This window comes from Nocardioides sp. S5-5, from assembly GCF_054954065.1.
On record NZ_CP199913.1, the window covers coordinates 88,000 to 110,251 of the forward strand.

The 22,252-nt window shown below is 68.1% G+C and carries 20 protein-coding genes and 1 tRNA gene; 6 read left to right on the top strand and 15 right to left on the bottom strand.

What is annotated here, in order from left to right:
* Position 1: 1 nt before the first annotated feature.
* A complete protein-coding gene (locus ACUP6Y_RS00375; RefSeq protein ID WP_141005251.1) occupies positions 2–466 on the bottom strand; it encodes an FHA domain-containing protein FhaB/FipA in 465 nt (154 codons plus the stop codon).
* Entirely contained in the window at positions 459–1,196 is a 738-nt protein-coding gene (locus tag ACUP6Y_RS00380; protein ID WP_462553624.1) for an FhaA domain-containing protein, read from the bottom strand. Before ACUP6Y_RS00380 ends, ACUP6Y_RS00375 begins: the two co-directional genes overlap by 8 nt.
* A 157-nt stretch (positions 1,197–1,353) precedes the next feature.
* Between ACUP6Y_RS00380 and ACUP6Y_RS00385 the strand changes: the two genes are divergently transcribed.
* Positions 1,354–1,437: transfer RNA gene (locus ACUP6Y_RS00385), tRNA-Leu, on the top strand.
* 480 nt (positions 1,438–1,917) lie between these two features.
* Here the strand turns inward: ACUP6Y_RS00385 and ACUP6Y_RS00390 are convergent.
* From ACUP6Y_RS00390 to ACUP6Y_RS00405, 4 genes are read right to left on the bottom strand one after another with little or no spacing between them, the layout of a single operon-like run.
* On the bottom strand, positions 1,918–3,375 hold the full coding sequence (locus ACUP6Y_RS00390; RefSeq protein ID WP_462553625.1) for a ThiF family adenylyltransferase: 1,458 nt from the start codon (positions 3,373–3,375) through the stop codon (positions 1,918–1,920).
* Entirely contained in the window at positions 3,336–3,926 is a 591-nt protein-coding gene (locus tag ACUP6Y_RS00395) for a Mov34/MPN/PAD-1 family protein (protein WP_462553626.1), read from the bottom strand. The genes ACUP6Y_RS00390 and ACUP6Y_RS00395 overlap by 40 nt, the downstream gene beginning before the upstream one ends.
* On the bottom strand, positions 3,910–4,374 hold the full coding sequence (locus tag ACUP6Y_RS00400) for a hypothetical protein (RefSeq protein ID WP_462553627.1): 465 nt from the start codon (positions 4,372–4,374) through the stop codon (positions 3,910–3,912). Before ACUP6Y_RS00400 ends, ACUP6Y_RS00395 begins: the two co-directional genes overlap by 17 nt.
* Positions 4,375–4,433: 59 nt before the next feature.
* Positions 4,434–4,745 (bottom strand): hypothetical protein, encoded by a 312-nt coding sequence (locus ACUP6Y_RS00405; RefSeq protein WP_462553628.1) that lies wholly within the window; start codon positions 4,743–4,745, stop codon positions 4,434–4,436.
* A gap of 227 nt (positions 4,746–4,972) precedes the next feature.
* On the opposite strand from ACUP6Y_RS00405, the gene ACUP6Y_RS00410 reads away from it, so the two are divergent.
* Complete coding sequence (locus tag ACUP6Y_RS00410; protein WP_462553629.1) at positions 4,973–5,272, top strand: hypothetical protein; 300 nt, start codon at positions 4,973–4,975, stop codon at positions 5,270–5,272.
* Positions 5,269–6,372, top strand: coding sequence for a helix-turn-helix domain-containing protein (locus ACUP6Y_RS00415; protein ID WP_462553630.1), 1,104 nt, complete (start codon positions 5,269–5,271; stop codon positions 6,370–6,372). The genes ACUP6Y_RS00410 and ACUP6Y_RS00415 overlap by 4 nt, the downstream gene beginning before the upstream one ends.
* Positions 6,373–7,308: 936 nt before the next feature.
* Here the strand turns inward: ACUP6Y_RS00415 and ACUP6Y_RS00420 are convergent.
* The 5 genes from ACUP6Y_RS00420 to ACUP6Y_RS00440 form a co-directional block, all read right to left on the bottom strand.
* Positions 7,309–7,647, bottom strand: coding sequence for an IclR family transcriptional regulator domain-containing protein (locus ACUP6Y_RS00420; RefSeq protein ID WP_462553631.1), 339 nt, complete (start codon positions 7,645–7,647; stop codon positions 7,309–7,311).
* A gap of 165 nt (positions 7,648–7,812) precedes the next feature.
* Positions 7,813–8,985: an acyl-CoA dehydrogenase family protein gene (locus ACUP6Y_RS00425; protein WP_462553632.1), complete on the bottom strand. Its 1,173-nt coding sequence runs from the start codon at positions 8,983–8,985 to the stop codon at positions 7,813–7,815.
* Between the two features lie 131 nt (positions 8,986–9,116).
* Positions 9,117–9,983, bottom strand: a complete 867-nt coding sequence (locus ACUP6Y_RS00430; RefSeq protein ID WP_462553633.1) for a 3-hydroxybutyryl-CoA dehydrogenase — start codon at positions 9,981–9,983, stop codon at positions 9,117–9,119.
* Positions 9,983–11,029, bottom strand: a complete 1,047-nt coding sequence (locus ACUP6Y_RS00435; RefSeq protein WP_462553634.1) for a Glu/Leu/Phe/Val dehydrogenase dimerization domain-containing protein — start codon at positions 11,027–11,029, stop codon at positions 9,983–9,985. Before ACUP6Y_RS00435 ends, ACUP6Y_RS00430 begins: the two co-directional genes overlap by 1 nt.
* Before the next feature lie 50 nt (positions 11,030–11,079).
* A complete protein-coding gene (locus ACUP6Y_RS00440; protein WP_462553635.1) occupies positions 11,080–14,553 on the bottom strand; it encodes an indolepyruvate ferredoxin oxidoreductase family protein in 3,474 nt (1,157 codons plus the stop codon).
* 194 nt (positions 14,554–14,747) lie between these two features.
* On the opposite strand from ACUP6Y_RS00440, the gene ACUP6Y_RS00445 reads away from it, so the two are divergent.
* The gene (locus ACUP6Y_RS00445) at positions 14,748–15,869 is read left to right on the top strand and encodes a PucR family transcriptional regulator (protein WP_462553636.1); all 1,122 of its coding nucleotides are present in this window, start codon (positions 14,748–14,750) and stop codon (positions 15,867–15,869) included.
* A 358-nt stretch (positions 15,870–16,227) separates the two neighbouring features.
* On the opposite strand, the gene ACUP6Y_RS00450 is transcribed toward ACUP6Y_RS00445, so the two are convergent.
* The 4 genes from ACUP6Y_RS00450 to ACUP6Y_RS00465 all read right to left on the bottom strand — a co-directional run bounded on the left by ACUP6Y_RS00450 (position 16,228) and on the right by ACUP6Y_RS00465 (position 19,303).
* Positions 16,228–16,866: an RraA family protein gene (locus ACUP6Y_RS00450; protein WP_462553637.1), complete on the bottom strand. Its 639-nt coding sequence runs from the start codon at positions 16,864–16,866 to the stop codon at positions 16,228–16,230.
* The gene (locus ACUP6Y_RS00455; protein WP_462553638.1) at positions 16,859–17,515 is read right to left on the bottom strand and encodes an RraA family protein; all 657 of its coding nucleotides are present in this window, start codon (positions 17,513–17,515) and stop codon (positions 16,859–16,861) included. The genes ACUP6Y_RS00450 and ACUP6Y_RS00455 overlap by 8 nt, the downstream gene beginning before the upstream one ends.
* Entirely contained in the window at positions 17,512–18,180 is a 669-nt protein-coding gene (locus tag ACUP6Y_RS00460; protein ID WP_462553639.1) for an RraA family protein, read from the bottom strand. The genes ACUP6Y_RS00455 and ACUP6Y_RS00460 overlap by 4 nt, the downstream gene beginning before the upstream one ends.
* Before the next feature lie 208 nt (positions 18,181–18,388).
* A complete protein-coding gene (locus tag ACUP6Y_RS00465) occupies positions 18,389–19,303 on the bottom strand; it encodes a LysR family transcriptional regulator (RefSeq protein WP_462553640.1) in 915 nt (304 codons plus the stop codon).
* Positions 19,304–19,506: 203 nt separating this feature from the next.
* Here ACUP6Y_RS00465 and ACUP6Y_RS00470 point away from each other — a divergent pair, with 203 nt between their 5' ends.
* Complete coding sequence (locus tag ACUP6Y_RS00470; RefSeq protein WP_462553641.1) at positions 19,507–21,087, top strand: sugar ABC transporter ATP-binding protein; 1,581 nt, start codon at positions 19,507–19,509, stop codon at positions 21,085–21,087.
* Positions 21,084–22,229: an ABC transporter permease gene (locus ACUP6Y_RS00475; RefSeq protein ID WP_462553642.1), complete on the top strand. Its 1,146-nt coding sequence runs from the start codon at positions 21,084–21,086 to the stop codon at positions 22,227–22,229. Before ACUP6Y_RS00470 ends, ACUP6Y_RS00475 begins: the two co-directional genes overlap by 4 nt.
* The last annotated feature ends 23 nt before the right edge of the window (positions 22,230–22,252 follow it).

The following is a 22,252-nucleotide window of genomic DNA, read 5'->3' on the forward strand; positions in this document are numbered from 1 at the left end:
CCTACTTCCTCAGCTCCACGATGGTCTTTCCGATTCGGATCTGCGAGCCGAGACCGACCGGGACAGGCTGGGTGAGCCGCTGGCTGCCGAGGTAGGTGCCGTTCGTGGAGCCGAGGTCCTCGACGTACCACTGGCCGCCGGACTCGACGATGCGCGCGTGCCGGGTGGAGACGTAGTCGTCGTCGAGGCGGATCGCCGCGTCGTTGCCGCGTCCGATCAGCACCGGCGCCTGCGAGAGGTCCGCCACGATCCCGGTGTTGACACCCTGGACCACCTCGACCTTGGTCGGCTGGCCGCGGCGCGGGCTGGCCGGCTTCGGCGCCCGCGGCTGCTTGCCGGGCGCCGCCGGCGCCGGCACCCGGGCCCCGAACATGTCGGAGCGGATCACCGAGATCGCGGAGAGCACGAAGATCCACAGGATCGCGAGGTACGCGATCCGCACGAGGAACAGGGTCAGCTCAGACACCGCCGGCCTCCTGGAGCAGTCGGAGCACGAGCGAGGTGTGCCCGATCTGGACCCGCGAGCCGTCGCGCAGGGCCGCCCGCGCGACCTTCTGCCCGTCCACGCGGATTCCGTTGGTCGAGCCCATGTCGTGGACCTCGACGTGGACGGGGCCGGCGGTCGTCGTACCGGACCGGGGGGGCGGGCTCGTGATCAGGAACTCGGCGTGTCGCCGGCTCACCCCGGGGTCGTTGATCCGCAGGTCGGCCTCGCTGCCGCGCCCCACGACTAGTCCCGGCGCCTGGAGCGGGTGCTGGGTGCCGTTGACCTCGAGCACCGCGCGGGTGCGCTGGGTGCTGGATCGCCGGCTCTGGTCGGTGACCTCCGCCTCCGCCTGGCTGCGCACCCGGAACCGTCCCGTCCCCAGGTCCTCCGCCGACTCGAACACGATCCGGATCGGGCCCGGGAAGACGTACGACTGCAGCTCGGCGTGCTCGCTCAGTTGGGTCGACAGCTCGCTCTCCAACGCCGAGTCGTACGGCGCCAGCCGCTCCAGGTCGCCCTCGGACAGCTCGACCACGAAGCTGTTGGGCACCAGCCGCCGCTGACGCGACAGCACCTGCGCCTTGTTGTCGAGCTCGCGCTGCAGCGCCGCGGCCACCTCGACTGGCTGCACCGCACTGCGGAAGGTGCGCGCGAACACGCCGGAGATCGCCTGCTCGAGCCGCTGCTCGAACCGCTGCAGTCCACCCACGTCGCTCGCCCTCCTTCCGCACGCCTCACTCGCCGAGCCCCCTGCCCGACAGTCCCACGATCGTATCGGTGGCGCCCCGCACGACCCGGGACCTTCGCTGCCCCGCCCCCCGTTTTGGGCGAGGGGTCCTGGCTGGGATAACCTTGCGGGGCTTCACGCGCGAGTGGCGGAATAGGCAGACGCGCACGGTTCAGGTCCGTGTGTCCGAAAGGACGTGGGGGTTCAACTCCCCCCTCGCGCACGTCAGCGGCTGGCCCCGGATCCTCGGATCCGGGGCTTCGTCCATTCCGGCCAAGGTTGTATCGCCGGGGGTGGAGCGCCTCGCGATGTTCGCTTGTCGCCGTTGCTGCGGCGTGGCCTCCTCAGCTGCGTGGGTGTGCTGGTCTCAGTCACCTACGTCTCAGCGGTGGGTCCGGGCGATCAGTCTGCGGCGACTTTCTGACGACGATTTTGAAGCCGTCGTGCACCCCTGGGGGCGCACCGTCTGTTGTGACTGCGCTGAACGGCAGCCCGGTCGGCGCGGAGACGGCTCCGGCTGGTAGCAGCCGGGGTTTCCAAACGGCGTCTACGCCGGACGCTCGGTTGCGGCATAGGACGTCGGCCGAGCCGGTGTTGACGCCTACCTGCCCCTGGTCAGCGTGCTCGACGACATCGAGCACGGCCCTTTCGGTTCCTGAGGGTCCGCTCGTCGTGTTCGCCTGACGAACATCGGTGCCGGCAGTCACTCCCAGATCCGTCGCCACGTCCCCGGCAGTGCGCTTCGCGGCCCGCAAGCAGGGCACCCAGGCTCAGCGACTGACGGCTGCGGCCCCTGAAGGCGTTCGCCCGGCCGGAGGAGTTGCGCCCGGGCGATAATCGGAGCGCCCAGAGGCTCGTGCTGGGCCCGGATTGCGGTCCCGGCGAGCAGGACGCCGGAGAGGGCGGAGACGAACCCGACCGAGAAGGTGGCGGCCCCCTCCTGCCGGAGGGCGGGCAGGACCGTGGCGTCGAGCTCGCCACAGCCGGGGGCGGATGCCCAAGTGAGGAGCTTCACGACGTCTTGGCCGGCTTGGACGGCCAGTTCTTCGAGCTCGTCCGCCTTGGCAGCGAGCACTCTGGCCTTGACGTCCCGGTCCGGCTCCACCGGTTCGGGCGCGTTGCCGCAGCGCAGGCAGGGACCGGGTTGGCCGAATGTGTTGGTCTGGACTCGCAGGTTGAAGGTGCTGCCGGCGAGTGCGGTCCGCGGAACGAGCTGGTTGATCGCCTGGCGGGCGCGGTTGGTGTCGACCGCGCTGACGAGGGTCGGGACAGGGGTGTTGCGGAAGGCCTGCTCAGCCCGCTCCGGTGTGACTAGCAGGGCCGCCTGGGGCTGACCGAGGTCGCGGGTGACGGCGTTGGCGACGTCGGCCTTGAGGTGGCCGAGGTGGTCGCGGACGAACAGCAGGCAGCGGTTGAGGTTGGTGAGGTCAACGCCGTCGTAGTCGGCAGCGCGGAGGGTCCCCCTGGCGCCGCGATGGGTAAGGGCGGTAAGTGCGAAAGCGTTGCCGACGGCGCCCATGCCGGCGAGGGCCAGGTCGTCGAGGCGGAGGGTGGCGCGGCTGGGGCCGGCGGAGGGCGTGGCCTCGGTTAAGTTGCTCAGCTGGAGGGTCCAGGCGTCGTGCCAGACGCTGCTGGGGCCGGGCTCGGAAAGCCGGGCCTGTCGGAACAGGGCGGCCGCCGCGTGGCAGGCCCCGATGAGGGACCCGATGAGCAGGGCTGGATCGTCGAGGCCGAGGTGAGGGGCTTCGCCTGGGGTGCGGACGCCGCCGGCCCAGTTGTCTGCGATGACCTCGAGTTCTGCGGCCGACCTGCCCGGCCCGACGCGGACCGTGATCGCGTCCAGAGGCGCATTGTCGGGAAGGGCGGCCGGAACGCCGCCGATCGTGGCGGAGCGGGCCACGAGGGCGGGCCCGAAGGCCTCGCCGACTGCGACGCCCGGCAGGGCGATGACGGCGGTCGTGTCGCCGGTGACGATCGTGAGCGTCGAGGCGTGCCCGAGGCCGCGGCTGACGAGCTCGCACAGCAGCCACGTCGCGGCCTGCCATGCGGGCGATGCTGCAGCCGCCGTTTCGAGGACGACGGCGACATTGGGCTGCTTACCGGGTGGGAGCAGCGTCCCGTTCAGCGTCGACGCGTGACGTGCGCCCAGATCGTCGCCCATGGCCCCCACCTCCTCCGGCCTCGCGACGAACCTGTGCCGGGCTGCCCAGCGGGGACACCGACCCCAATCGGGCGAGTGTCGACGGTGGCGGGAATGACGCGGATGAGCGTCTCGGCGTCGACCTGGTTGAGCTGACGCCAGCCGTGGCCGTCGTGGACCTGGACGGTGCCGTCGGTCGGGGAAGGGTCACCGGCGGCGTGCCAGGGCAGGACGATCGAGACGGCGCCGGCCTTGCGGCTGTAGGCGCGCTCGTCGTCGGTGGGGCTGTGGCGGGTGTCGTGCCCGGGGTGGGTGTGGACCTGGGCGAGGCGGACGAGGCCGTGGCGGCGGAGGTGCGCGCCGGCGCGGGACATCTCCTCGGCGCTGACGGTGAAGTGTCCGGCGCTCTGCATTGCATGGGGGACGGTGACGGTCGTGACGATCCCCGCCCTGAGGCCGGCGCCGTCGCCGGTGCGGACGCCGTCGAGGTAGGCGACTCGCTCCACGCCAGGCTGGCTCGTGGCCAGCATCGCGAGCATCTGTCTCCAGGTGGCGTCAGAGAGGATCAGCACCGGAGGGTCCCTGGTAGTACGGCGCGGTCAGCACATGACGCAGCCGGGTGAGGGTCGCGGCGACGGTGTGCCTCCCCTGCTGCCAGCGCTGGCCGGGCTGCGGGCTGTGTCCGGAGTAGTAGTAGTCGCGGCTGTGGCTGAAGCAGACGAGCTGTTCTGGGCGGGTCCCGTTCTCGAACGGGAAAGAGTGGTGCAGCGCGAACTCGAACGGTGGCGCCCCCTCGAACTTCGGCCACCAGATGCTGTTGCTGGTCGGCTGCTGGCCGTAGGCGTCAGGCAGGACGAACCGGACGCGGGGCGGCTCGACGTCGTAGGTGGAGAACTCGAGGTCGACGACGTAGGGGTCGGCCTGCCCGTCGGCGCGGACGCCGAGGGCGTCGACGCGCAGCTGCACATCGCCGACCCACCTGGTGGTCCAGCCCCACTCGGACAGCCGCGGGTCGAGCACCTGAAGGTGTGCTTCCGCGGCTGCCCGGGCGAGGGCGTGCGCAGGGATCACTGCCGACGTCACAGGGTGGCGCCGCCGGTCGGGCCGGAGATCAGCCAGACGAGGACGCCGCCGTGGGCGAGGTACGCCGCGACGGTGTCGTGCGCGCCGGCGGTGATCGGCGTGCCGGTGCCGTCGGCCTTGATCTGGTCGCCCTCGGCGGGGGTCCGCTTCACGGCCGCGTACGCGGCGGCGATGGCGGCGGCGAGGCTGGAGCCGCGCTTGACGGTGAAGGTGCCCGACGCGCCGTCGTCCTCGTCGTGAACGGTGAACGTGACGTCCTTGCCGTGGTCGGGTTTGTCGTCGGCCTTGCCGTTGACGGTGGTGTTCATTCCGTTGGTACTCCTCTGCTCGGCGGCTCCCGAGGTGGGTTGACCGCTGTGTCCACCCAGGAAGGCCGGGCTTGACTTCAGTGTAGCATGGTGGGCATCACCTAAGAGGTGAAGACGTGTATACGAGTAACGCACCGGCGTGTCGGCGAGAGCGACTCGCCGCCGAGGCCGCTAGCGTCCTGCCCGTAGGGATGTCATCAGCCCATGGGTGATGGAGACTGGACAACGTGGATCGGGAGTACCTGGACGGAGACTTGAGCCGTCTCGTCAGGGACGCCGCATTTCGGCCGGACGGCTGGAGCCACACTGAGGCGAAGGAATACCGCCGCCTCGACTACTGCGCACGGGCCGCGAAGACCCACACGGATCTTCGGAACCTGCGCATGCTGCGGGTCGAGCCGCACACCGAGGACCCCGCCAAGGCGCGGGCCACGTTGAGCTCGGGCCGCGTGGTCGGACTGAACTTCAAGAGCGCCGAGGGCCCCGTGGTCTTCGAGCTCCTTTCTCCCGAAAGGGACACGCCGTGAACACCACCTCTGCGCATGACCCGCTGCCAATCGACCAAGACCCGGTCGGAAAGCTGCTCGCCGATGAGCTCGAGGCCCGTGACTGGTCGCAAGGTGACTTCGCCGCGATTCTCGGACGACCGACCCAGTTCGTCTCCGAGATCATCAACGGCAAGAAAGAGATCACGCGCGAGTCGGCTGCCCAGATCGCGGCGGCGCTCGGCACCAGCGCTGAACTATGGCTCAACCTGCAGGACCAGTTTCTGCTCGCAAAGCAGGCAAAGGACGCAGGGACGCAGACCCGCCTTAGTGAGGTCCGCACTCGAGCCTTGATCAGCAAGCACGCCCCCGTCGAACTGCTACGCAAGCGCCGCATTCTCACCGCCACCAATCTGGGTGACCTCGCGAAGCAGGTCATGGAGCTGTACGAACTCGATTCCCTCGAAGACGAGCCGGCGTTTCTGGTCGCGGCCCGCCGCGCGAACAAGCACGAGGATCTGAGCCTCCTGCAGACCACCTGGTTCGCCTGTGTCCGCCGACAGGCGCGAAGGCAACCGCCGGCAGAGCCCTACAGCGCCAAGAAGCTCAGGGACTTGGCCCGGAGCCTGTCGCAGACCCTGCACACGTCGGAGGACTTCGAGCAACTTCCGGATCGATTCCGGGAGGCCGGCGTGCGTCTGGTCTTCGTCGACGCCTTCCCGTCAGCAAAGATCGACGGAGGAGCCATGTACGTCGACGGCTATCCGGTGATCGGCCTGTCCGGGCGAGGCAAGCGCCTGGACAAGGTGTTGTTCACGCTGCTGCACGAGATCGCTCACATCCTGAAGGGGCACGCCGACGAACACCACTACATCGTCGAGGAGATCGTCGACCCGCACGCCGGGCACGGCGTTCAGGAGTCGGAGGCTGACGACCTAGCTGGCGAACTACTGTTTCGGTCCGCATTCCCACAGGTCCCAGCCCGGATCGGCGGACCGTGGGTCGACCAAGTCGCCAACCAACTCGGCGTCGCCCGCATCGTCGTCATCGGCCATCTGCAGCACAAGCGCCGACTGGATTGGCGAACCACCCTGGCGAAGAACGCGCCTGTGGTGGGCGACGCACTGGAGACGTGGAAGTAGCACTGTTGACTGCGGCACGCCCGCCCCGCCGACCGATGACTTGCAGTAGCGACGCTTGGGACGTTGTCGGCGAAGTCAGAACGGTGCAGGTGCTCTGACAACTTCGTCTTACCGACGTCGCGTGGAAACAGCCCGTCCCGAAGTCATGAGGGCGACCGCCTCATGAGGTAGTCACGGTGTCCGGCACCCGCTCATCGGCTACGACCGAGCGGGACGCGGCCAGTAGTGGGCGCCCCATCGGCTGACCGACCGACGTACCAAAGTGCCGTTTCGCGCACGGGCTGAGCGTGGGAAACGAGGCCGCGTCCGGCCTTGGTATGTCCGCCGGCAACGCGCGTACTCGGCATGTGAGGGCGGATCGGCGGCGTCTTGGGAGCGGTTGCACCGGGTGGCATTCAGTGCCGGACCTACGCGCTCATCGACTATGGTTGCTGTGCCGGCGAGAGCCGGCTCAACTGGATACGGCTGGTGCACCCCCGGGGTGCACGGACCCGAGGAAACGGGAGGCAACTGGAGGCAAACGGACGCCGGTTTCACGCTCAGAACGGTCGTTCACGCGTGATCGAGCGTGGTTGTCTTACGGTTCAACTCCCCTCTCACGCACAACTGTGACGGGCCCCGAGTCCTTGATCCGGGGCTTCGTCCATTCCGGGGCGCTCCCTGGGGTCGGTGGAGTTGCTCGTGTTCGGATGTCGCCGTTGCTGAGGCGTGGCCTCCTTGCATGCGTATCTGGTGGTCTCAGTCACCTAAGTCGCGTCGGGCGTCTTCAGCGATCAAGTCGTCTGAAAAAGATCCTGGGCCGGCCCACTGGGTCTTCCGGGTGCCGGAACCTCGAGGGGTGCACGGGCGGAGACGCGTGGGGTCGATCGCCGGAGTGTTGCCGAGTTCGGTTGACGGGGATGTCGTCGGCTCCGTTTGTTGGTGTTCGCGCCGTAGTCACGCGAGGCGGGACAGGCGGTGTGCCTCCTCGAGCAGGAGTCTGCCGAGGGAGGGTTGCCGGTCTCGGCGGAAGCGTTGTTCGATCCCGGTCAGGGTGAGTGCCCACTCGGGTCGGTCGGTCTTGTCGAAGACGGCAGCTGCCATGCCCCACGAGCCCTCCACGACGTGGCCTGGGTTGAGGGACCAGCCGGTTCTACGGGTAGCGGCGAGGCGTCTTCGGACGGCGGCCTCGCAGTGCTGTGGCCCCCATTCGGTCGTCAGGTGGGTGTGGGCGAAGAACGCATCGATCTCGGGCTCGGGGAGGTGGGCGAGGATCGCCAGGCCGGCGGAGACCACGCCGAGGAGGCGCGAGTGGGGCCGACGTGGCGCGCGGAGTCGACTGGGTAGGCGATGTTGACAGCGCGGGCGACTGTTTCGCCGAATCATCTGCTGGTGGTCCCAGGAGGCCACTTAGCAAGGCGGAGGCGCTGGAGCTGGCAATACGCCCTGCCTGTCGGCGGATCAGATCTGGGACTGCACTCTGGCCAGCAGCTGGCGGGCGATCACGATCCGCTGGACCTGGTTGGTGCCCTCGTAGATCTGGGTGATCTTGGCGTCGCGCATCATCCGCTCGACCGGGTAGTCGCGGGTGTAGCCGTAGCCGCCGAGGACCTGGACGGCGTTGGTGGTGACCTCCATCGCGACGTCGGAGGCGAAGCACTTCGCGGCGGCGCCGAAGAACGTCAGGTCGGCGTCGCCGCGCTCGGACTTGCCGGCGGCGGCGTAGGTCATCTGGCGGGCGGCCTCGACCTTCATGCCCATGTCGGCGAGCAGGAACTGCAGGCCCTGAAAGTCGCTGATCGGCTTGCCGAACTGCTGCCGCTCCTGGGCGTAGTCCAGCGCGTAGTCCAGCGCGCCCTGCGCGACGCCGACCGCCTGCGCGGCGATCGTGACCCGGGTGTTGTCGAGGGTCTTCATCGCGGTCTCGAAGCCGGTGCCCTCGGCGCCGATCACCCGGTCGGCCGGGATCCGGACGTTGTCGAGGTACACCTCCCGCGTCGGGCTGCCCTTGATGCCGAGCTTCTTCTCCGGGGCACCGAAGGTGACGCCCTCGTCGGACTTCTCCACCACGAACGCGGTGATGCCCCGCGAGCGCTTCTCGGGGTCGGTCACGGCCATCACCGTGTAGTACTCCGAGACGCCGGCGTTGGTGATCCACCTCTTCACGCCGTTGAGCACGTAGTGGTCGCCGTCGCGCACCGCCCGGGTCTTCTGGTTGGCCGCGTCGGAGCCCGCGTCGGGCTCCGACAGGCAGTAGGAGAACCCGCCCTCGCCGGTGGCGAGCTTGGAGAGGTACTTCTTCTTCAGCTCGTCCGAGCCGCCGATCTGCACGGGCAGCGAGCCGAGCTTGTTGACCGCGGGGATCAGTGAGGACGCCACGCACGCCCGCGCGACCTCCTCGATGACGATGCAGGTCGCCAGCGCGTCGGCGCCGGCGCCGCCGTACTCCTCGGGCACGTGCGGTGCGTGGAAGTCCGCGGCGACCAGGGCGTCGTGGGCCTCCTGCGGGTAGCGCGCCTGCTCGTCCACCTCGGCGGCGAACGGGGCCACCTTGTCGTCGCAGATGGCGCGGACGGCCTCGCGGATCGCCTGGTGCTCTTCGGGCAAGGCGAACAGTGGCAGTGAGCTGTCCACGACTCAGTCCGATTCAACCGTGCTGAGGATTGCCGCTCGCCATTCCTCTGGCGTCAGCGGCTCAATGGTCGTTTCGCGTCCCGCCGCGTCGGATAGTGCCTCGCTCCCGTCGCAGTCGGTAGTCACGCGGTTCATAGCGAACTCCCCTCGTAGTTGTAGAAGCCTCGTCCGACCTTTCGTCCCAGGAGGCCGGCTGCCACCATCCGTTGAAGCAGGGGCGGCGCGGCGTAGAGCGGCTCCTTGAACTCGTCGTAGAGCGAGTCGGCCACGGCCTTGGTCGTGTCCAACCCGATGAGGTCCGCGAGCGCCAGTGGGCCCTGCGGGTGCGCCGCGCCGAGGACGAGGCCTTGGTCGATGTCCTCGGGTGTCGCGAAGCCCGATTCGCACATACGGATGGCGGAGAGGACGAAGGGGATCAACAGCGCGTTCACGACGAAGCCTGCGCGGTCCTGACAGTCGATCGCTTGCTTGCCGAGCTGGTCCTCGACGAATGCTCGGGATCGCTGCACGGTGTCGGGTGCGGTGAGCAGCGAGGGGACGAGTTCGACCAGCGGCAGCACCGGGACGGGATTGAAGAAGTGGATGCCCACAACGTGTTCCGGCCGCTCAGTCGCCACCCCCAGCTTCATGATCGGTATGGACGATGTGTTCGACGCGAGGATTGCATCGGGCGTCGTGACGATCCTGTCCAGTTCACCGAAGAGGGCTGTCTTGGCCCGCTCGTCCTCTGTGATGGCCTCGACAACGAGGTCGCGATCCCAGAGGGCGTCGAGATCCGTGGTCACAGCGATCCGGTCCAGTACCTGGTGCGCTGTCTTGCCCTGGCCCAGTTTTCCCTTTGCCTCGGCACGCTGGAGCGAGGCGTCAATGCGGGATCGCGCGGACGCCGCCGCTTGCGTGCCGGACTCCACGAGAATCACGTCCAGCCCCGCGCGAGCGCCCACCTCGGCGATGCCCGCGCCCATCAGTCCACCTCCGACTACACCGATCCCACGCATCAGACAGCGCCCTGGCGAGAGCGGGCAGCAGCGAGACGTCGCTCCACCCTGGCGTCGGCGGCGCGAAGCGTCGTGGACCCATTGGCCTCGGCGTCCTCGAGGACCTCGAGTACCGTGGCGCGGATTCCAAGCACGCGTTCCCGCGCCGAGGCCGGAGTCTCCCCATGCAGCTCAGCCACCGCCTGGATGAGTCCACCCACGTTCGCGACGAAGTCGGGGACCCAGGTCACCCCGGACCGGGATAGGGCCTCCGCCACGTCGGGGGCGGTCAGTTGGTTGTTCGCGCCACCGCAGACGATCTCGGCTCTGATCCGGCTGGCGAGGTCGTGGTTGAGGCTGCCGCCCAGCCCGCAGGGGGCGTACACGTCCGCGGGCAGCTCACGGACGGACTCCACGACCCGCAGATCGGGAACGGCCGATGTCGCCCTGGCGCGGGCCGACTCGGACGGGTCCGCTGCGGTCACCGTGGCGCCGGCCTGGTGCAGCATCACGGCCAGCTGGAATCCGACCTTGCCCAGACCCTCGACGCCGACGTGTCGGCCACGGAGCTCGGGCGAACCCCACCGGTGTTCAGCCGCAGCGAGAATGCCTTGGAAGACTCCGAGCGCTGTGTTCCTGCCGCTGTCGCCGGATCCACCGCTGCCGGCGGTGCGGAAGGCAACATGACGGGTGGCGCGGCCGATGATATCCATGTCGTCGGAGTCGGTGCCGACGTCGCCGGCCGTGGAGTAGTTGCCGCCGAGGCGGTCGACGAACCTACCGAAAGCCTCGAGCAGCTGCGGGGTCTTGTCGCGGGTGGGGTCCCCGATGATGACGGCCTTGCCCCCGCCCGTGTCGAGCCCGGCAGCAGCCGCCTTGTAGGTCATGCCACGGGACAGCCGGAGGACGTCGGCCAGCGCATTCGCCTCGTCGTCGTACGGGAAGAAGCGACAACCGCCGACCGCGGGCCCCAGTGCGAGCGAGTGGATGGCGATGATCGCCCTCAGCCCCGAGTGCGGGTCGTTGCAGTAGATGACCTGCTCGTGAGGGCTGTTGGGCTCGCTCATTGCCTCGAGCACGGACGAGTTTGGATCCTGGCTGGTGAGGTGTCGCATGGTCACGGGGCAACCGCCTGCCTCTCGGCCAGGAGCGCGCTGAGCTCGCGCTCGTAGGCCTCGGCGTTCTTGACCTTGATGTCCTCATATCCCCGCACCATCTCCGGCAGAGCCGCGATCCGGGTCGAGATCTCGTAGTTCGTCGGCGAGAGCGACCTGATCAGTTCGTGCACCACGGCTTCGTACTCGCTCGCCAGTCTCCTCTCCAGACGTCGAACAGCCGTGTGGCCGAAGGGATCGAACCAGTGGCCTCGGACGAACTTGAGCGTCGCTAGCAGACGCATCACCGGGTGGAACCAGGGACCGAGCTGGATCTTCTTGCCGACGCCGAGGGCACGCAGGGCCGGAGGGTGCAAGTTGAAACGGACCTTCCCGGGTCCACCCTCGGCGTGAACGGCGGCCAGGGCGTCCGGCGCCATCAGCAGCCGCGCGACTTCGTACTCGTCCTTGTAGGCGGTGAGCTTGTAGAAGTTACGCGCGACCTGCTCGCTGAAACCCGTGTCGACGCCTATCGCTCGCTCGGCGCTCCACGCCTTTGCGACCACGTCCACGTACGAGCGCGCCAGGGAAGGGCCCTGGTAGGACTCGAGCCGGGCCGCCCGGTCCGTGGCGATCCGCAACGTCTCGCCGCCGATGCCCGATGCCTCGAGCCCCTTGCGGGTCCTGACCGAGGGGTCTCGCGTCGCAGTTCCCGCACGAGCCGGCAGCGACCGCGGATCAGCGACGACGGCGCGTCCCCACCGGAAGGCGGCGATGTTGGTCTCCACGGCTACGCCATTGAGCGTGATGGCGGCCTCGATGGCCTGGGCCGGAATCGGCAAGCTTCCTGCCTGGTAGGCAGCCCCGACCAGCAACAGGTTCGCGGTCTCGACCGAGCCGAAGAGCTGCTCGGCCACGAACTGCGCGTCGAAGTCGACGACGTGCTTCGAGTCGCCACGCAGGCGCTCGAGCAGCAGGTCGGTGTCGGGGTAGGTGATGGATGCGTCGGCGACCATGTCGCCCGTAGGCGTCGCACTGGTTGAGGCGATCACCGTCGTCTCGGGCCCGGTGCGTGCCGCGTTCTTCGCGTCAGCCGCCACGAGCAGGTCAAAGGCCAGGTACAGGTCTGCCGCCTGCTCACTGACGCGGTTCGCTGGGGCGCCGGTGTCGACGACCAGCTGGAGGTGCGACACGACCGGTCCGGCCTTCTGGCTCAGACCAGTCTGGTCCAGGCCCCGGACCTCGTAACCCGCGCTCATCGCCGCTGTCGCGATCACCTGATTGACGGTGACGATCCCGGTCCCGCCGATCCCGGCCATGAACACGTTCGAGTCGGCCAACTCGATGTCCACCTCCGGCACCTGCGGCGCTGGAGGGACGGTCCGCTTGGACCGGGTCCTCCTCGGCGCGTCGGTCACGGTGACGAAGCTCGGACAGTCTCCGTGCAAGCAGCTGTAGTCGGAGTTGCAGCTGGTCTGGTCGATGTGGGTCTTGCGGCCGAGCTCGGTGTCGACGGGCTGCACGGAGAGGCAGTTGCTCTTGACCCCGCAGTCCCCACATCCTTCACAGACATCGGGGTTGATCACCACGCGGGTCGGACGCGGCTCGAGCTTGCCCCGCTTCCGCAACCGACGGGCGTTCGCGGCGCACTGCTGGTCGTACACCAGGACGGTGACGCCCTCGACGTCGCGAAGGAGGCGCTGCGCCTCGTCGAGTCGCTCACGCGGCCACACGACCGTGCCCCGAGGCATGCGGACCCTCCGGTAGCGCTCCGGCTCATCGGCGCACACGATGATCCGAGTGACCCCTTCGGCGAGGAGCTTGCGCGCGAGGGCGGGTACCGGGAGTGCTGCCTGCGGGTCCTGGGCGCCGGTCATGGCGACCGCTGAGTTGTAGAGGACCTTGTAGGTGATGTTGACGCCTGCAGCGATGGCCGCCTGTACAGCGAGCTGACCAGAGTGGAAGAAGGTGCCGTCCCCGACGTTCTGGAAGATGTGATGGTGCGAGCTCCACGCCGCCTGGCCGATCCACTGCGCGCCCTCGCCGCCCATCTGGGTCCATCCGGTGATCGCGGAGTCCTGGCGTGAGGACACCGACGCCAGAGTGTGGCAGCCGATCCCCCCTCCTGCCACGGAGCCCTCCGGCACCACGGTCGAGGTGTTGTGCGGACAGCCCGAGCAGAAGTAGGGCGTGCGCTGCACGCTGAGCAGGTCGAGGGTGACGCGACGCGGCGGCTTCGAGGTGAACGAGACGCTGTCGCCGGCGAAGCGACGCACTGGGCCGTACAGCCGCTCGGCGACGAGTTCTCCGTCGGCCGGGACCAGCACAGCTCCCGACTCGTCGCGTTTCCCGAGGATCGTCGGGCGGTCAGGGTGGGCGTACAGGAGATCCTTGATCTGCTGCTCGATCACCGGACCCTTCTCCTCGATCACCAGGATCTTCTCGAGGCCCTGGGCGAACGCTGCGACCCGCTCCCGGGCGAGCGGGTACGGCGCGGCAACGTCCATCAGGCGGATCCCACTGCGGGACAGTGCCTCGTCGTCGAGACCGAGGTCGCGGAAGGCCTGCACGGCAGCATCGATTGCCGTCCCGCTACCGATGACGCCCAGAACGGCAGGGGCAGCGGCGGGACGTACGGTGTCCAGGTCGTTGGCCGCCAGGAACGACTCGACGGCAGCCCAGCGTGGACCGACGAGCTCGGACTCGACCCGAAGGCTCTCGGACGGCGTCCGCACCGGTCGTTGGGCGTAGGCCCAGGGACGTCCCTCCCATTCGACAAGCGGCCGCTCGAACTCCAGTGACTGGAAGTCCCGAGCAACCGTCCACATGCCGTCTGCGACGTCGCTCACGACCTTGACCCCGACCCAACACCCAGAGAACCGTGACAGCTCGACCGCCGCGAGCGTGTGTACGATGACCTCCTCAGCGTTGCGTGGGGTGAAGAACGGCATGTTCAACGCCGCCAGGGTTGCGTCGCTGGCGTAGGGGAGCGTGGACGACTTCGACGACGGGTCGTCACCGACGAAGGCCACCACTCCGCCTCCGGGGTCGGTCCCGTACATGTTGGCGTGACGGATCGCGTCCGAGGCGCGGTCGAGGCCTGGCCCCTTCCCGTACCAGACGCCCACGACCCCATCTACGGTCCTCGTGTCGTCGGGAATCGACAGCTGAGTACCCCACACCGACGTCGCCGCCAGTTCCTCGTTGACCCCGGGGTTGAGGTGGATGCGGTGGTTCTCACGCAGACCAGGGATGGACCCGAGCAGGCTGTCGAGGCCGCCCAGCGGTGAGCCTTGGTACCCCGAGACGAAGACGGCGACGTCTCGACCGCGTGCCGCGTCGCGTGCGCGGAGCTCGATCAGGGCTCGCGCGATGGCCTGCACGCCGGTGAGGAGCGAGCGTCCGCCCCCGACCTCGTAGCGGTCTTCGAGTCGGTACGCCGCCGGGTCTGTTGCGGCGTGATCGGGCGTGTCGTGATCGGGCATGGCGACCGTCATGTCAGTTCCTGACTACTCACGCTCCAGCACTACTCGGTGGGCAGCGCGGGAGACGGCGGCAACCTGCCGCACTTCGGGATCTTCCCCATATTGTCCGGAACGCCGCCCGGTGCGCGCTACGGCAGAACCGACGAAGCGCGTAGCATCTCCACGTGCAGATTCGTGATAATCCCCAATCTGGCTCGAGTTCGCCCGTGGAGGTGCAGGCGCTGTGCTCTCGCGTGCGCAGCGACCTGGACGCGGTGGTCTCCAACGCGGTCAGACGGATCCGGCACGAGCTGCCCGAGTACCTCGTCGTCGCTGAGGACGAGCATTGGGAGGCTGTTCACGAGCAGCTCCGCCGTCGTCTGGAGGCGGTGAGGTACGACCGGCCACCTGACGCTGCAGACCTCGAGTCCGCTGCACGGTTGGCCAGGGCTCGGGCACGGCAGCAGGTACAGATCTCGAGCCTCATCGACGCCTACCACATCGGTGACAGCGAGGTCTGGAACGCTCTCGTGCGCGCTTCCGACGAAGCGAGTGACCCCGCGCTGCCGCGGCTCGCCAGCCGGATGATGGACTCGCTCCACGTTCTTTCCTCAGCGCTCACCGCGGCCCATTTCGAGGTGGCGCAGAGTCTCCAAGGCCACAGGATCACCCTGATCCACCGCCTCGTGGAGCGGCTCACCAGTGGTGTGGTCGACGACGAGGTCCGCGCCATCGCCGAGACGTTGCGTATGCCGGCCACCGCGCGCTGGCAGGCGCTCGTGTGGGCGCCGCCACGATCCAGTGCCGAGGTGTCCTTCGAGCTGCAACGCAGCATCACCGGTCTCGGTGCCCAGATCATCTGTGCCGCGCGAGGAGCTCACCTCGTTGTGATCGCCGACGAATCATCGTCGAACGTCGTCCGCGCCTACGCGGAGACTCACCCGGAGGGCCGGTGGGGCACCGGGATGCTCCGCCCGGGTCTGGATGGTGCTGCCGCGAGTCTGGAAGATGCGCGACTGGCCGTGGATGCTGCCACGGCGCCGCGACGGGTCAGTGACTTCTCGGACAACTGGGTTCTCGCCTGTGTCGCGGCGCACCGCGACCGCCTCGTGCCCGTGATGGCCGGCCTCGTGGCGGTCGCTCGTGAGCACCCACATCTCGCTGACGCCGTGATCGCTCACTGGGAGAACTCGCTGTCGTTGGCGGCCACAGCCAAGTCGCTCAACATGCACGCGAACACCCTCACGTACCGCTTGGCCAAGTGGCGGGATCTGACAGGCCTCGATCCCCGGTCGGCACCGACACTTCTCCAGTCGTGGATCGCTGCCCAGGAGGCTCGTCGGCCCTGAGGGGCGCCATGGCTGCCGCGCAACCGCCGAAGCAGCCCGTCACCTCGGGATGCGGCGCGTCCGCTCCCGAGCCTGGGGGTCGTCTCGCCAGCGTTCAGCCGCGTCGGACGCCCCGACCCACTAGATCGAGATCGACGCTGAACTCCCGGGGGAGTGTTCACCGAGAGGGCGACCGGCCGCACAAGCCAATCCCTGCCTTCGGTCGGCGCAGGGTGTCGGTGGTCGCGCAACGGCGGGCGCGTTCCACGCCGCGGTTCCGCCGGCCTGTCGGTCATGCCCGCCTGCGGTCGCGCCTCGTGGGCTGACCTCGGCTCGTTGATCGAACAGGGGAGGCGGTCGAACTCGGACCCGGGAGGTCCTAGGCCGAGGTCATGGTTTCCGGAATCCCCGGCAGACCGAACTGTTCGTGGGTGGTGACGCCCTTCCGTAATGCGGGGAAGGCTGCGGACTCCCGTGCGAGCCGGTCACGCGCGGCGACGAGCGTGCCTCGTGCTGCGGGCTGGGGGAGGACCAGGACCCCGTCGGCGTCTCCCAGGACCAGGTCGCCTGGTGCGACGCGGACCCCGGCGGCGGTCACGACCTGGTTGTGGGTGCCGTGGTGGTGCTTTCCGGTGCGGTGGACGCTCACGCCGCGCGCGAACACGGGAAAGCTCATCTGGCGCAGGGCGTCGATGTCGCGGACGCCGCCGTCGATGACGAGACCCGCGATTCGCTTGGCACGGGCGGCGACGGCGAGGACCTCGCCCCAGTAGCCGGCCAGGTGGCCGCCGACCGCTGCGACGATGACGGAACCGGCCGGCGCAAGCGCGACAGCATGGTGCATCCAGAGGTTGTCGCCCGGGTGTCCCATGACGGGGTACGCCGGACCGCACACGCGGGCGCCATCCCACACCGCGCTGATGGCGGTGTCCATGGCGCATTCCAACGTCGACGCCTCGTACACGGTTGCGACGTCGAGGTCTGCGAATTCGGCGTACTCGTTTGCCTGGTCAGCCATGACGTCGCTGCAGCTCGTGGTAGCCGTATCGTTCCCGAGCCTCACGCAGCAGTCCGGTCTCCACGGCGAGTTGCTGGATGTGCTCCTCACGCTGGGCGATCTCCTGAGCGACCGAGATGGCTTCCTCCACCACGGCGCTCGCCACGACGACGACACCGTCGGCGTCGCCCACGACCCAGTCGCCGGGGTCGACGCGAACACCACCGATGTTGACGGGGACCTGGGTGTCGGCCAGCTGCACGCGGTCTTTCCCCGTGCGCATGAAGTGACCCATGGAGAAGACCGGGTAGTTCAGCTCGATGCAGCGGCTGATGTCGCGGCAGACGCCGGCGATGAGGGTGCCGGCGACTCCACGCGAGGCTGACACCGAGGTCATGATGTCGCCCCACACGGTGCAGTCGGTTCGTCCACCGTTGTCGATGACCGCGACTTGGCCTGCATCGACCTCGTCGAGCCAGTCACCTGAGCTCGTCTTGACCGCGCCCATCGGCACGTACCGCACCGTGTAGGCCTGGCCCACCATGCGCATGGAGCTGGTGATGGGCTTGAGGCCCAGGGGCGTCGCATGAACTCCGAGCTTGTCGAGCGCATCGGAGAGGTTCGCGGTGGCGAGCCTGGCGAGATCGCTCCGGATCTGTGCGGGCGTCACTGGACGATCGCCTGGAACTGGGTGTCGTGCATGACATCGACGACCGATGTCCCGGTCTTCACGGCGTCCACCATGCCGTCCTCACGCTCGACGATGAGCGCTGCCAGCCGCAGTACCTCGTCAATGTGGTCCTTCGGCACGAACACCACGCCGCAGTTGTCGGCCAGCACGTAGTCGCCGGGAGACACGGTGACGCCGGCGAACGTCACCGGAGTCTGGTGGGACTCCTCGACGATTCGTCCCCGTGCGCTGATGGCCACGGTGGCGCGTCCGAAGACGGGGAACTCGAGCTCGGCGCTGCCGTCGATGTCGCGGCAGGCGCCGTCGACGACGGCACCGTTGATGCCGCGAGCAAGCGACGCATGCGTCACGATCCCGCCCCAGCAGGAGACATCGAGCCTGCCCCCATTCGCCATCACCATCACGTCGCCGGGCTCTGCGCTGGCGATCGCTGCGGTCGCGAGATGTTTGGTCACGGCTGCGTCGGGATCACGGGGCGCCACAGCTACGGTGCGGGCACGACCAGCGAGACTGCCGCAAGGCCAGAGAGGGCGAATGCCGTACGTCGCACCGGGAAGGCCGAGAAAGTCCAGAGCGTCGGAGATCGTCGTCGTCTCGTGCTCGCGCAGCGCCTCGATGGTTGACAGGTCATTAGGGGTTGGCACGATGCCTCCTTGCCGGTCGGACCGACTGGTCCGAGCGTGAGACGGACCTTGCGGTCCGAGAAGTCCTGCGCTCAACCCAACACACCAACTCGAACCGGCGTCCAATACCAGATGGATTAGCGGCTCATACCGTGGCGACCGCGCGCTGCTTGCTGGGCGGGCCCCGCCGTGTCAAACCTGCTGGTGGCTCACCGGGGTGCGCGGGCGGTCATCCGAAGTCGTCGACAGTTTCGGCAACCGATGCCTCGAAGATGTCCTCCAGCAGGCGTTGGAAGTTGCGCAAGCTGACGGGGAGGCGATCCTTGGACCACAGCGCGGCGATCTCGATGAACGGGACCCGGTGGCGCAATGGGACGTACTTCACTGACGAGATGAGCCAGGCACGGGACGAGGAGGGAACCAGGGCGATGCCGAGGCCGCACGCCACGAACGAGAGCATGGACTGGATGCTGGTGCCCTCGAATGCCACCTTCGGGCTGAAGCCGGCGGTCCGCAGCGTCGTCAACGTATGGTCGTAGAAGTCCGGTGAGACAGCCCGCTTCGGCATCACGAACAGGGCAGCCGAGAGATCCGCGAGGTCGACCGAATCCTCGTGCGCCAGCGCGTGGTCCTCGGGAACGGCGAGGCAGAACACGTCTTCCTGGATCGGCCTCAGCTCCAGGTCGTCGTCAGAGGTTCCGGCCCGGACGAAGGCTAGGTCGAGGGTTCCCGCTCGGAGTTCCTCCACGGCTCGGGCCGTGTCCAGCTCCTTGAGACGCAGGTCCACGTCGGGAAAGTGCCGTCGATATGCGGGCACCACCTTTGGCAGGACCGCGTGGAAGGCAGACGACACGCCACCCACGTTGAGGGTCCCCATGGTGCCGTCTGCGGTGCGGTGGACAGCGCGTTGTGCGTGTTCGGCCTGCTCGAGGAGGACGCGGGCCTCACCGAGAAAGATCTCACCCTCCTTCGTCAACCGGACTCCGCGGGGATTGCGGTCGAACAGCTTGACGCCGAGTTCCTTCTCCAAGCCCTGGATCTGGACGCTCAGCGGTGGCTGGGCCATGCGGAGGCGGTTCGCGGCGCGCCCGAAGTTCAGCTCTTCTGCAACCACCACGAAGTAGCGCACTCGGCGGAGTTCCATGTCCCGATGCTAAGGGCCGGGACGGGACATATCCCCATCGTATGGCGGTCATGTCAACCGGTATTGGACGGTGCGAGGAACGTCTGCCGATACTTCTGGCCAGCCAACCTGTGGCGTCGGTCACGCGGCGTTCCGACTTGGTCGCACGTGATGCGTCGCGCGCACCGGCTTCGTCGCAGCATCTCCTCGAAGGAAAGGTCCCGATGAGTTTCGAGAGCCCTCAGGGCACCACGAGTGCTCACGGCACCTTTGCCTCGGGCACAGCGCCGCTTGCGGTTCAGATGCGGAACGTCCACATGCGGTTCGGCGGTGTGACCGCCCTGGCGGGTGTGGACTTCGAGGTCCGCGAAGGCGAGGTGCACGCGTGGTGTGGCGAGAACGGTGCCGGCAAGAGCACGGCTGCGCGAGTCCTGGCAGGTGCGTTGGAGCCGGTTGCGGGCTCGGTCGAGGTCTTCGGGGCGACCATCGACCCGCGTCCGGCTTCCGCCATCCGGGCGGGCGTCCGCATGATCACGCAAGAGATCTCGTTGTTCCCACCCTTGACGGTCGCAGAGAACCTCGTGACCGGGGGCGCTGGCCACGCCGGACGCCTCGTCAACTGGCGGTCGATCCGCCGTCGCTCAGAGGAGTATCTACGTCTCATCGGCTTGGACGTCGACCCAGCTGCTCCCTTGGCCGGACTCACGATCGGTGAGCAACAACTTGTCGAGATCGCGCGCGCCATGTTCTCGGGTGGGCGAGTGGTCATCCTCGACGAACCCACCTCGGCGCTCGGCACGGCCGAGGCTGCTCGGCTGTTCGACTTCGTCCAGCGCATGGCGGCCGGTGGCACCAGCTTCGTCCTCATCACCCACTTCCTGGATGACGTGATGCAGCATGCCCACCGCGCCACCGTGTTGCGCAACGGCCGGGTGGTCGGGACCTTGAGGACGGCAGACTCCGACAAGGCCGACCTCGTTCGCCTGATGGTGGGACACGATGAGCTGCTCGCCGAGGCGGCCAGCGGAGAGGACTTCGCGATGGCGACGGTCCCGGCCGGCGAGCCGCGACTGCGTCTGGACGGCGTCGCCAGCGCTCCCACGGTCCGGGACGTCACTCTGGAGGTGCACCCGGGCGAGGTCGTGGGAGTCTTCGGCGATCTGGCCTCGGGGTGCATGGAACTCGGCGACCTCGTCCTCGGGCTGCGCCAGGCATCCCGGGGGTCTGTGACGGTGGACGGTGTCTCGCCGCGCTCACCCGAGCACGCCGTGCGCACGCTCGGCGTGGGCTACATCCCCGCCGACCGCCGCTCAGCTCTCGCCCTGCACAAGTCGGCCACGGCGAATGTGACGGTGGCTCAACTGCACAAGTTCTTCGGTCCTCGGGTGTCTGCTCGCACCGAACGCGACCTCGCCGAGGCCCAGATCAGGAACCTGTCGGTCAAGAGCTGCTCCCCGACCACCGCTCCGGCCACCTTGTCGGGAGGCAACCAGCAGAAGCTGCTGTTCGCCCGCTGGCTGATCTCGCCCCCGAACGTGCTCGTCCTGGTCGAACCGACGCGCGGCATGGACCTGAAGGCCAAAGCCGACGTTGTCGACCTGGTGCACCGCGCCGCACATGAGTCCGGGGCAGCCGTCCTCGTGATCTCAGCCGAACCCGAAACCATCCTGTCGATGGCCAACCGTGTCTACGTGACCCAGCAAGGGCGTGTCGTCGCCGACCTCTCCGGCAGACAAGCATCGGCACAGACACTCATGGCCGCCGCTCACGGTCACGACACTGGAACCAAGGAGGGTGTTGCATGAGCACCACCACACACCGGATTCGCCGCTTGGCGCTCGCCAACCTCACCACGCTCGCCCCCCTCGGGGCTCTCGTGCTGGTGGTGATCATCTTCAGCATCCTGGCTCCGTCGTCGTTCCCCACGACGGACAATCTCCGCAACATCGCCGTGCAGTCAGCCGTGCTGGCCATCTTGGCGACCGGGCTCACGTTGGTTACTCTCCTGGGAGAGATCGACCTTGCCTTCGCGGCCGTCGCCTCCGTCACTGGGCTCACCGCCTCCCTACTGGTCAGCCAGGCGCCCCTGCACCTCCCCTTCATCGGGGAATTTGCCTATGGCGGCGAAAGCGACATCGTCGCCGTCGTGTCGGCCATCGTGCTCGGAGCCTTGTTCGGCCTGCTCTCGGGCGTCGTGACGACCCGCCTCGGGGTGCCGAGCTTCGTCGGGTCATTGGCTCTCCTGCTCGTCGCCCAGGGATTGTCCTTCTACTGGGCACAGGGCCAGTCAGTGCCGGCGGCCACGGACCTGGGCCAGCGGATCGCGACCGGCTCGGTCGGTCCGTTCCCCACCATCGCCCTGTTCGCAGCCGCGGTCATGCTGTTGTGCCACGTCATGCTGACCAGGACGAGGCTCGGCCGATACGTCTACATGGTCGGCGCCAACCGCCAGGCCGCGGTCCTGAGCGGCCTTCCTGCCAGTAGGATCCTGCTCTACGTGTTCACGCTCGCCGGTGCGTTCTACGCCATGGCCGGCCTGCTCAACGTCGGACGCCTCGGCTCAGCCCAGGCCGACACAGGTCTGACGCTCCTCCTCCCAGTGTTCGCAGCGGTCGTCCTGGGTGGCAACTCCCTCTTCGGCGGGATCGGTGGCATCCCCCAGACACTGGTCGGCGTCCTGCTGTACTCCGTCCTCCAGAACGGGCTGGACCAAAGTGACCTCGACATCTACATCAAGCCCCTGATCGGTGGCTGGATCCTGGTTGCTGCCGTGGTCCTCAACGTGTGGCTCGGACGCATCGCAACCAGAGCCGCAACCTCGGGCGAGGCTGAAGCCTCGAAGCCCGTGGATCCACCCGACACCGCGCTTGAGGCAGCCCCCACATCCTCATCGGTCGCGCCGCACTCCGTCCCAGGCCCGCGCCTCGAACGAGTCAACGGCTCCTAGACGCTCTGCACACCACCACCAAG

Bases quoted from the DNA above. Each gene is read 5' to 3' on its own strand.
- ACUP6Y_RS00390 (WP_462553625.1), bottom strand. From the start codon at position 3,375: ATGGGCGACGATCTGGGCGCACGTCACGCGTCGACGCTGAACGGGACG.
- ACUP6Y_RS00450 (WP_462553637.1), bottom strand. From the start codon at position 16,866: ATGGCTGACCAGGCAAACGAGTACGCCGAATTCGCAGACCTCGACGTC.
- ACUP6Y_RS00465 (WP_462553640.1), bottom strand. From the start codon at position 19,303: ATGGAACTCCGCCGAGTGCGCTACTTCGTGGTGGTTGCAGAAGAGCTG.
- ACUP6Y_RS00435 (WP_462553634.1), bottom strand. From the start codon at position 11,029: ATGAGCGAGCCCAACAGCCCTCACGAGCAGGTCATCTACTGCAACGAC.
- ACUP6Y_RS00470 (WP_462553641.1), top strand. From the start codon at position 19,507: ATGAGTTTCGAGAGCCCTCAGGGCACCACGAGTGCTCACGGCACCTTT.
- ACUP6Y_RS00475 (WP_462553642.1), top strand. From the start codon at position 21,084: ATGAGCACCACCACACACCGGATTCGCCGCTTGGCGCTCGCCAACCTC.
- ACUP6Y_RS00405 (WP_462553628.1), bottom strand. From the start codon at position 4,745: ATGAACACCACCGTCAACGGCAAGGCCGACGACAAACCCGACCACGGC.
- ACUP6Y_RS00430 (WP_462553633.1), bottom strand. From the start codon at position 9,983: ATGCGTGGGATCGGTGTAGTCGGAGGTGGACTGATGGGCGCGGGCATC.
- ACUP6Y_RS00440 (WP_462553635.1), bottom strand. From the start codon at position 14,553: ATGACGGTCGCCATGCCCGATCACGACACGCCCGATCACGCCGCAACA.